General features: G+C 72.3%; 8 protein-coding genes. 3 read left to right on the top strand and 5 right to left on the bottom strand.

Features of this window, described 5'->3' with window-relative positions; genetic code table 11:
* Positions 1-144: 144 nt before the first annotated feature.
* From V5O40_RS21830 to V5O40_RS21810, 5 genes are all read right to left on the bottom strand, one after another.
* Positions 145-1,239 (bottom strand): sugar ABC transporter substrate-binding protein, encoded by a 1,095-nt coding sequence (locus V5O40_RS21830; protein ID WP_332907190.1) that lies wholly within the window; start codon positions 1,237-1,239, stop codon positions 145-147.
* A 211-nt stretch (positions 1,240-1,450) separates the two neighbouring features.
* The gene (gene ybaK / locus V5O40_RS21825; RefSeq protein WP_332907189.1) at positions 1,451-1,930 is read right to left on the bottom strand and encodes a Cys-tRNA(Pro) deacylase; all 480 of its coding nucleotides are present in this window, start codon (positions 1,928-1,930) and stop codon (positions 1,451-1,453) included.
* A gap of 72 nt (positions 1,931-2,002) precedes the next feature.
* Positions 2,003-3,292 (bottom strand): THUMP-like domain-containing protein, encoded by a 1,290-nt coding sequence (locus V5O40_RS21820; RefSeq protein ID WP_332907188.1) that lies wholly within the window; start codon positions 3,290-3,292, stop codon positions 2,003-2,005.
* Positions 3,293-3,780: 488 nt separating this feature from the next.
* Positions 3,781-3,966, bottom strand: a complete 186-nt coding sequence (locus V5O40_RS21815) for a DUF397 domain-containing protein (RefSeq protein ID WP_332907187.1) — start codon at positions 3,964-3,966, stop codon at positions 3,781-3,783.
* Entirely contained in the window at positions 3,957-4,757 is an 801-nt protein-coding gene (locus V5O40_RS21810) for a helix-turn-helix domain-containing protein (protein WP_332907186.1), read from the bottom strand. Before V5O40_RS21810 ends, V5O40_RS21815 begins: the two co-directional genes overlap by 10 nt.
* A 370-nt stretch (positions 4,758-5,127) precedes the next feature.
* Here V5O40_RS21810 and groES point away from each other — a divergent pair, with 370 nt between their 5' ends.
* From groES to V5O40_RS21795, 3 genes are all read left to right on the top strand, one after another.
* Positions 5,128-5,442, top strand: coding sequence for a co-chaperone GroES (gene groES, locus V5O40_RS21805; RefSeq protein ID WP_089155197.1), 315 nt, complete (start codon positions 5,128-5,130; stop codon positions 5,440-5,442).
* Between the two features lie 72 nt (positions 5,443-5,514).
* Positions 5,515-7,164, top strand: coding sequence for a chaperonin GroEL (groL, locus tag V5O40_RS21800; RefSeq protein WP_332907185.1), 1,650 nt, complete (start codon positions 5,515-5,517; stop codon positions 7,162-7,164).
* A gap of 208 nt (positions 7,165-7,372) precedes the next feature.
* A complete protein-coding gene (locus tag V5O40_RS21795) occupies positions 7,373-9,085 on the top strand; it encodes a sulfite oxidase (RefSeq protein ID WP_332907184.1) in 1,713 nt (570 codons plus the stop codon).
* The last annotated feature ends 93 nt before the right edge of the window (positions 9,086-9,178 follow it).

Raw genomic sequence — 9,178 nt, 5'->3', positions numbered from 1 at the left:
TGCCGATCCCGCGATGAGCCAGCAGAGGGTCCGCGGACAGGGGGTTCTCCTTTGTCGCGGAGGGTAGATCGGGGCCCGTCCAGCGGCGGCACGCCGCCCGGCACGGGGTTACCGTGCCGGGCGGCGCCGCCTAGGCGGGTGAGGTCAGCTGATGCCCGCTTCGGTGCAGAGCTCGGCGAAGTTGCCGGTGCAGACCTCTTCCTTGGTCACGAAACCGTCGGCGATGACGTCCTTGACGTTGTCCTTGTAGATCGCCTGCGGGGTGAGCAGGACGGCGGGGACGTCACGGTTGCCCTCGGGGTCCTTGACGGTCTGGCCGGTCTCCTTGCGCTCGCCCTTGGCCAGCGCGATGGCCAGCTCGGCGGCGGCGTCGGCCTCCTGCTTGACGGCCTTGTAGACGGTCATGCACTGGTCGCCGGCGAGGATGTTCTGCAGGCCCTGGGTGGTGGCGTCCTGGCCGGTCACCGGGACCTTGCCGTTGAGCCGGTTCTTCTTCAGCACCGAGATGGCGGCGTTGCCGAGGCCGTCGTTGGCGGCCAGCACACCGTCGATCTTGCCACCGGTCTGGGTGAGCATCTGCTCGAAGATCGTGGCGGCCTGGGCGTTGTCCCAGTCCGGCACGGACTGGTCCGGGCCCTTGACGTACTCGTTCGCGTCGAACTTGGGCTTGAGGACCGAGTCGTAGCCGTTCTTGAACAGGGTGGCGTTGTTGTCGGTCGGCGAACCGTTCAGGTACGCCACGACCGGCTTCTCGGCCTTCTGGTCGGTCAGGCACTTGACCAGACCCTCGCCCTGGAGCTTGCCGACAGCCTCGTTGTCGAAGCTGACGTAGTACTCCGCCGAGCCGCCGAGGGTGAGGCGGTCGTAGTCGATGGTGGCGACGCCCTGCGACTTGGCCTTGTCGAGGACGGCCTTGCCGGTGCCGGAGTCCAGGTTCACGATCATCAGCGCGGTGACACCGCTCGTGATCATCTGGTCGGCGATGGTCTGGAACTGGGTCTTGTCACCCTGGGCGTTCTGGATGTCGTACTCGACGCCGGCGGCCTCGAAGGCGGCCTGGAGGAACTTGCGGTCGGCGCCCTCCCAGCGGGCGGAGGACTTGCTGTCCGGCAGGATCACGCCGATCTTCGGGGTCACGTCGGAGCCGGCCTGGTCGCCGCCGGACTCGTCGCCACAGGCCGTCAGGCTGCCGAGGGCCAGCAGGCCAACGGTGCCGACGGCGAGGAAGCCCTTGCGCATGTGCAGGGTCCTTTCGAGGGTGGGGAAGGGTGTCGGTGTTTTGTTTTGTTGTGTCCGGCAACGTATTGCGCGCCACACGCCAGCACAAGGGTGCGCCGGTCATGAGTTTGTTGTCGGCGGTAACAATTCAGCAACGCCAGCGACACCTCGCCGCCACCGTGCCCGCGACGACCCGGGTGTCCGGTCCGCCGCAGGGACGGAACGGCGGCGGTCAGGCGCTCGCGAGGGGAGCGAACCGGGCGTCGGTGAGGGTGGCCAGGTCGGCCGGGGCCAGTTCCACCTGAAGCCCTCGGCGACCGGCGGAGACGTACACCGTCGGATGCGCCAGGGCCGAGACGTCGACGACCGTGGGCAGGCGTCGCCGCTGGCCCAGCGGGCTGATGCCGCCGCGTACGTATCCCGTGGCCCGCTCGGCCGCCGTCCGCTCGGCAAGCGTGGCCCGCTTACCGCCCACGGCCGCCGCGAGCGCCTTGAGGTCGAGGTCGCCGGTGACCGGTACCACCGCCACCGTCAGCGCCCCGTCGACCTCGGTGACCAGGGTCTTGAAGACCCGCTCCGGGGCCACCGCGAGCGCGGCGGCGACCAGCGCGCCGTAGTTGGGCTCGTCGGGCGAGACGTCGTACGGATGGGTGCGATGATCGACCTTCCGCTTCGCCAGCAGTGCCGTCGCCGGAGTGCCACGTCCCGCCATGCCCGCCAAGGTAGCCCCGGCCCACTGCCCGAGCCAGCGCCTTCTCAGCCGGTGGTCCCGGGGGCGCGGGGGTCAGGCCACCGGGCGGCAGACCAGGACCGTCGGGGCGGTGGCGACCCGGGTGAGCACCAGGCTCGCCGGCTGGTCGCCGGCCAGCCGCAGGTCGCGCCGGAGCCGCTCGGGCTCCAGCGCGGAGCCGCGCTTGAGGATCTCCACCCGGCCGACCCGCCGTTCCCGCAGCAGCGCCCGCAGCCGCTTGAGGGAGAACGGCAGCACGTCGGTGACCTCCAGGCACCGGGCGTACGGCGTGCGCTGGGCGGCGTCGGCGTAGAGGTAGGCGATGCTCGGGTCGGCGAGGGTGGCGTCCAGGTCGGCAGCCAGCTCGGCGATCAGGTGCGCGCGGACCACCGCCGGATCCGGGTCGTAGACGAAACGCCGCACCGGCCCGACCGGTGCCTCGCGCGCCCCCGTTCCGGTCAGTTGGTACGCCGCCGGGCCGCCGGGGCGGTACGTCCCGCCGCCGGCCGGGTGATAGGCCCCGCCGCCGGCCTGGTGACCGGCGGGGGCCGCTACACCACCGGAGGCGTCAACCGCGGGCCCTTCCTGCAGCACGGTCGCCCGGCGGGGAACCTCGGCCAGTTCACCGCACCAGAGGGCAGCCTCGACCAGGTCGCCGTCGACGCTCACCCACTCCGCCTCGGCACCGGGTGGGATCAGTGCGTGGTCGATCCCCGGCGCGACCTTCACCACCGTGCGCGGCACCCGCTCGGCCAGCCCGGTCACGAAGTCCCACGGTGGCGAGTACGAGTTCGGGTCGAAGATCCGGCGACCGGTGCCGGCCCGGCGGCGGGCCGGGTCGCAGAAGACCGCCTCGACCCGGCTCACGTCGAACGCGGTCGCGTCCCCACACTCGACGGTGACCAGGTCGGCCAGCCCGGCGGCCCGGGCGTTCGCCTCGGCCAGCGCGGCGGTGAGCGGGTCCGCCTCCACCGCGTACACCCGGATGCCGGCGCGGGCGGCGGCGAGCGCGTCGGCACCCAGCCCGCAGCCCAGGTCGGCGAGCGTGGTCACCCCGGCGGCGCGCAGCCGCCGCGCCCGCCGGTGGGCGACGACCCGCCGGGTGGCCTGCTCCAGCCCCGGGCGGGTGAAGAACATGCCGGCCGCCGCCGGCCCGAACTTGCCGGTCGCCCGGCGGCGCAGCTCCGCCTGGGTCAGCGCCGCCGCCGCGAGCCCGGCCGGCACTCCGGCCGAACGCAGCGCCGCCGCCGCGACCAGCGGATCGCCGCCGGCCACCCGGCCCGCCGCGTCGAGCGCGGCCGACCCCTCGGCCGTACGCAACGCGCCGAACTGCTCCAGATCCACAGGCCCATTCTTCCGCCCGCCCCTGTGCGCCCCGCCCGAGGCCCAGGCCGGCCCCTCGCTGGCATGCCGGTCGCGACTCGCGGCATCTCGGGCCCTCACGCTGGCCGGAAGGCGCGACTTGCGGCATCTCTTGTCCGCCGGCAGGCGCGGGTTGCGGCATCTTGGGCCTTCACGTCGGCGGGAGGGCGCGACTTGCGGCATCTCGGGATTCCGGTTCGCTCGGAGGCCGTCTGGCCCGAGGCCGCAGTCCGGCATGCCACGTGCGGCCGGCGGGCGCGGGTTGCGGCATCTGGGGCTGTCAGCTCGGCGGGAGGGCGCGTCATGCCGCAACCCGCGCGCACACCCGTGGGGCAAGGGCGAACACCCGTGGGGCGAGGGCGGGCAACTGGGGCAGCCCGAGCCGAGTCGGGCCGAGTTGGGCCGAGTCGAGCCGAGCCGGGCCGGAGGCGGTTGCCGGGCGCGGGGCGGACGCGGCGTCCGGGTCGGGTCTAGCGGGTGTGGGTGGCGACGAAGGCGCGCCAGGCGGCGGGGGTGAAGGCGAGCACCGGGCCGGCCGGGTCCTTGCTGTCGCGTACGGCGACCAGGCCGGGCAGGTTGTCGGCGACCTCGACGCAGGCGCCGCCATTCTGATTGCTGCGGGAGGACTTGCGCCAGGCCGCGCGGGTCAGGTCCATGACTTCGCCACTTCCTCGATCAGGCGGGCGGACTGCCGGCGCGGCAGCGCCTCACCGGCCACAGTCTCCCAACGCCGCCCGAGGCTGGCAAGGTCGTTCGGGCTGTCCACGGTGTGCCCCCGGAGCTGGTTGTCGAGGTGGGCCACCTCGGTGCCGTCGGCGAGCCGGGCCAGCACGAAGGGGCCGGCAAGACCGCCGTACCACGGGGTCTCGGCCGGGATGATCCGCACCTGGACGTGCGGTCGATCGGTGAGGGTGCGCAGGTGCTCCAGTTGCTCGCGCATGGTCGCCCGCTCACCGACCTGCCGGCGCAGCACCTGCTCGTCGAGCACCGCGACGAGCTGCGGTGGCTCCTCGCGGGTGAGCACCTCCTGCCGGGCCATCCGGGCCAGCACCCGCTTCTCGATCTGCTCGTCGGTGAGCGGTGGACCGGCCCGGAGCATCGCCCGGGCGTACGCCTCGGTCTGGAGCAGGCCCGGCACCACGGCCGGGTCGTACCAGCGCAGCGCGACCGCCTCCCGCTCGATCTCGCCCCACGGCCGGAACCAGTCCGGCTCGGCGTGCAGCCGGATCAGCTCCAGCATCCCGACGAAGAGCCCGCCGGTCTCCAGCACCTTGTCGAACCGGGCCAGGTAGTCGGCGCTGAGCTGGTTCGGGCCGATCTCCATCGCGCTCACCGCCGACGCGGAATAGTTGATCATTTTGCTCAGCTCCTCCTGGCTGAGCCCGCGCACCTTGCGCGCTCGGCGCAACTGGTCGCGCAGGAACCCCAGGGTGGGTACGTCCGCCATGTGTCCGCCCTCCGTGACGTGGTAGCGCCGGAGAGTAAGGGCCGGCCGCCGGGTGGGGAAGTGACTGTCGGCGTGTTGCGGTCAACGCTGGCGAACGGCATCGGAAGAGTGCGGAAGAAGTGGCGACGGGGTGCGGCGGAGCGACGACACGAGGGCGGTGGATTGGCACTCTCCTTGACGGAGTGCTAGCCGAGGAATAACCTGCGATTAGCACTCTCACCCTGAGGGTGCCAACCTTCGGGCCCTGGTGTCCGGGGGTTGAACGCCAGGCGGACCGGCACCCGCGACGACGGCCCCGCCCGGTGGCATGTGGCAGATTGACGCCGGTCGGCATGCCGATCGGCAACGAAACCAAGTACCCCAGGAGGGTATGCCCGTGACTACCGCGACCAAGGTTGCGATCAAGCCGCTCGAGGACCGCATCGTGGTCCAGGCGAACGAGGCCGAGACCACCACCGCCTCGGGCATCGTGATCCCCGACACCGCCAAGGAGAAGCCGCAGGAGGGCACCGTCCTCGCTGTCGGCCCGGGCCGGATCGACGACAAGGGCAACCGCGTGCCGATCGACGTCTCCGTCGGCGACACCGTTCTCTACTCGAAGTACGGCGGCACCGAGGTCAAGTACGCCGGCGAGGAGTACCTGGTGCTCTCCGCCCGCGACGTCCTCGCGGTCATCGAGAAGTAAGACAGACCGATCAGTGTCGTTGCCCCGGTCCGGCTCGCCGGGCCGGGGCAACGTCGCTTCGAAGGGACATTCATGGCGAAGATCCTGAGCTTCTCGGACGACGCCCGGCACCTGCTGGAGCACGGTGTCAACGCGCTCGCTGACGCGGTCAAGGTCACCCTCGGGCCGCGCGGGCGCAACGTCGTCCTCGACAAGAAATTCGGTGCGCCGACGATCACCAACGATGGTGTGACCATCGCCAAGGAGATCGAGCTCACCAACCCGTACGAGAACCTCGGCGCGCAGCTGGTCAAGGAGGTGGCGACCAAGACCAACGACGTCGCCGGCGACGGGACCACCACCGCGACCGTGCTCGCCCAGGCCATGGTCCGCGAGGGCCTGCGCAACGTCACCGCGGGCGCCAACCCGGCCGGCCTCAAGCGCGGCATCGACGCCGCCGCCACCAAGGTCTCCGCGGCGCTGCTCGACAAGGCCGTCGAGGTCTCCGACAAGAAGTCGGTGGCGCACGTCGCCACCATCTCGGCGCAGGACGCCACCATCGGTGAACTGATCGCCGAGGCGATGGAGAAGGTCGGCCGCGACGGTGTGATCACCGTCGAGGAGGGCTCCGCCCTGCACACCGAGCTGGACGTCACCGAGGGCCTCCAGTTCGACAAGGGCTTCATCTCGCCGAACTTCGTCACCGACGCGGAGTCGCAGGAGTCCGTCCTGGAGGACGCGTACATCCTGATCACCACGCAGAAGATCTCCGCGATCGAGGAGCTGCTGCCGCTGCTGGAGAAGGTCCTCCAGAACAACAAGCCGCTGCTCATCATCGCCGAGGACGTCGAGGGCCAAGCGCTGTCCACCCTGGTGGTCAACGCGATCCGCAAGACCATCAAGGTCTGCGCGGTCAAGGCGCCCGGTTTCGGCGACCGGCGCAAGGCGATGCTCCAGGACATGGCGATCCTCACCGGCGCCGAGCTGGTCGCCCCGGAGCTGGGTTACAAGCTCGACCAGGTTGGCCTGGAGGTGCTGGGCAGCGCCCGGCGCATCGTGGTCGACAAGGAGAACACCACGATCGTCGATGGTGGTGGCCAGGCCAGCGAGGTGACCGACCGGGTCGCGCAGATCCGCAAGGAGATCGAGGCCTCGGACTCCGAGTGGGACCGGGAGAAGCTCGCCGAGCGGCTGGCCAAGCTCTCCGGCGGGATCGCGGTGGTCAAGGTCGGCGCGGCCACCGAGGTCGAGATGAAGGAGCGCAAGCACCGCATCGAGGACGCCATCGCCGCGACCAAGGCCGCGGTCGAGGAGGGTACGGTGCCCGGCGGCGGTGCCGCCCTGGCGCAGATCCTGTCGGTGCTCGACGACGACCTCGGCTTCACCGGTGACGAGAAGGTCGGCGTGTCGATCGTGCGTAAGGCACTCGTCGAGCCGCTGCGCTGGATCGCCCAGAACGCCGGCCACGACGGCTACGTCGTCGTGCAGAAGGTTGCCGGCAGCGACTGGGGCCACGGTCTCGACGCCGCCGTCGGCGAGTACGTCGACCTGACCAAGTCCGGCATCATCGACCCGGTGAAGGTGACCCGCAACGCGGTCACCAACGCCGCGTCGATCGCCGGTCTGCTGCTCACCACCGAAAGTCTCGTGGTGGAGAAGCCGGCCGAGCCGGAGCCCGCCGCGGGCGGCCACGGCCACTCGCACGGCCACGGCCACAGCCACCAGCACGGCCCGGGCTTCTGACCCTGCCGTACGCCGGACGTGGGGCGAACCGTCGACGAGACGGTGCGCCCCACGCGCGTGAGCGGGGCGGTCGCGCGTCGGAGCTGGGGCCGGCGTCGGTGGTGGCCCGGTGACGCCGGACGTGGTCGCGCGCGGTCCACCCGTGACGAGAGGTTACGGAAGCCGACGTCGACTACCGGACCGTTGGTCGGTGGGAAACACTGGGCGGGTGAGCAGCACGTCACCCCGGTTCGCCGCCCTGGCCGGCGTCGCCGCCGCCGCGGCGGCCATCGGCACCGCCGAACTGGTCGCCGCCCTGACCGGCCCCCGGTCGTCCCCGCTCGTGGCGGTCGGCGGTCTCGTCGTGGACACCGCCCCCGAGCCGGTCAAGCGGTTCGGCATCGAGGTCTTCGGCACGTACGACAAGATCGCTCTGCTGGTCGGGACGGCGCTGCTGCTCGGCGGCTTCGCCGCCCTGATCGGCATGCTGGCCGCCCGGCGGCTGACGGTGGGCCTGGCCGGCATCGTCGTCTTCGGCGGGATCGGCGCGGCGGCGGCCCTGACCCGCGCCGGTGCCAACGCCGCCGACGTGCTGCCGTCGCTGGTCGGCGCGGCGGTCGGCGGCCTGGCGCTGTGGGCGTTCATCGCCGGTCCGCTGGAACTCGACCCCTGGCCCTGGTCTCCACCGACGCCGTCCGGCCCGCCCTCGGTGACCGGTCCCGCCGTGCCGGACCCGAACACGGTCGGAACCGCCGGGGGGCTCGACGGGACGGCGACCGATCCGACCGCGTCGGCCGGCACTCCGTCGGTCCCGGGAAGCCCGCCGGCCTCCGGCGGCCCAACGGGCGCCGCGGGCCCGGGGCGGCGAGTCGACCCGGACTCGCGGCGACGGTTCCTCACCGGTGTCGGCACCCTGCTCGGGGTGGCTGCCGTGGGGGGAGTGGCGGGGCGTTGGCTGGCCGGTCGGCAGGGCGTGTCGGCGGCCCGCGAGGCGATCACGCTGCCGCCCCCGGTCTCGCCCGCACCACCGGTGCCGCCCGGCGCCGACCTGGCCCAGCCCGGCCTGGCCAGCTACGTCACCTCCAACCGCAGCTTCTACCGGATCGACACCGCGCTCGTGGTGCCGCAGGTCGACCCGGAGACCTGGCGTCTGCGCATTCACGGCCGGGTCCGCAACCCGGTCACGCTGAGCTACGCCGATCTGCTCGCCCGGCCGATGGTGGAGCGGTACGTGACACTGGCCTGCGTCTCCAACGAGGTCGGCGGCGACCTGATCGGCAACGCGCGCTGGCTCGGCGTACCGATCCGGGAACTGCTCGACGAGGTGGGGCCGCTGGACGGCGCCGACCAGGTGGTCGGGCGCTCGGTCGACGGTTGGACCTGCGGCACCCCGACCGAGGTGCTGCGCGACGGGCGGGACGCGTTGCTCGCCGTCGGCATGAACGGGGAGCCGCTGCCGGTGCAGCACGGTTTCCCGGTCCGGATGGTGGTGCCGGGCCTGTACGGCTACGTGTCGGCGTGCAAGTGGATCACCGAGCTGGAGTTGACCAGCTTCGCCGACTTCGACGCGTACTGGGTGCCCCGGGGCTGGTCGGCGCAGGGGCCGGTGAAGACGCAGTCGCGGATCGACACGCCCCGCCCGCGCAACCGGCCGGCCGCCGGCCCGGTCACCGTCGCGGGTGTCGCGTGGGCGCAGCACCGGGGCATCGACCGGGTCGAGGTCCGGGTCGATGAGGGGCCCTGGCAACAGGCCCAACTGGCGCCGACCGTCTCGGTGGACACCTGGGTGCAGTGGTCGTGGCAGTGGCCGGCCACCCCGGGCGAGCACACCCTCCAGGTACGGGCGACGGACAGCACCGGTGAGACGCAGACCGGCGAGCCACGGGACGTCGCACCGGACGGCGCGACCGGCTGGCACTCCGTCACCCTCACCGTCACCTGACCCCCCTCTCCCGCCCGCCCCCTCCCCGCCCTGCACGGGGTGGGGCAGTGGTGGGACAGGGCGACGCCGCGTCCGGGTCGGGACGCGGCGTCG

Source organism: Micromonospora palythoicola (assembly GCF_036689795.1).
Lineage (GTDB): Bacteria > Actinomycetota > Actinomycetes > Mycobacteriales > Micromonosporaceae > Micromonospora > Micromonospora palythoicola.
This window is presented reverse-complemented; position numbering and strand designations above follow the sequence as displayed.

What these genes read in the sequence shown, in the direction of transcription:
- groES (WP_089155197.1), top strand. Translation starts at nt 5,128, where the DNA reads ATGCCCGTGACTACCGCGACCAAGGTTGCGATCAAGCCGCTCGAGGAC.
- V5O40_RS21810 (WP_332907186.1), bottom strand. Translation starts at nt 4,757, where the DNA reads ATGGCGGACGTACCCACCCTGGGGTTCCTGCGCGACCAGTTGCGCCGA.
- V5O40_RS21830 (WP_332907190.1), bottom strand. Translation starts at nt 1,239, where the DNA reads ATGCGCAAGGGCTTCCTCGCCGTCGGCACCGTTGGCCTGCTGGCCCTC.
- ybaK (WP_332907189.1), bottom strand. Translation starts at nt 1,930, where the DNA reads ATGGCGGGACGTGGCACTCCGGCGACGGCACTGCTGGCGAAGCGGAAG.
- V5O40_RS21815 (WP_332907187.1), bottom strand. Translation starts at nt 3,966, where the DNA reads ATGGACCTGACCCGCGCGGCCTGGCGCAAGTCCTCCCGCAGCAATCAG.
- groL (WP_332907185.1), top strand. Translation starts at nt 5,515, where the DNA reads ATGGCGAAGATCCTGAGCTTCTCGGACGACGCCCGGCACCTGCTGGAG.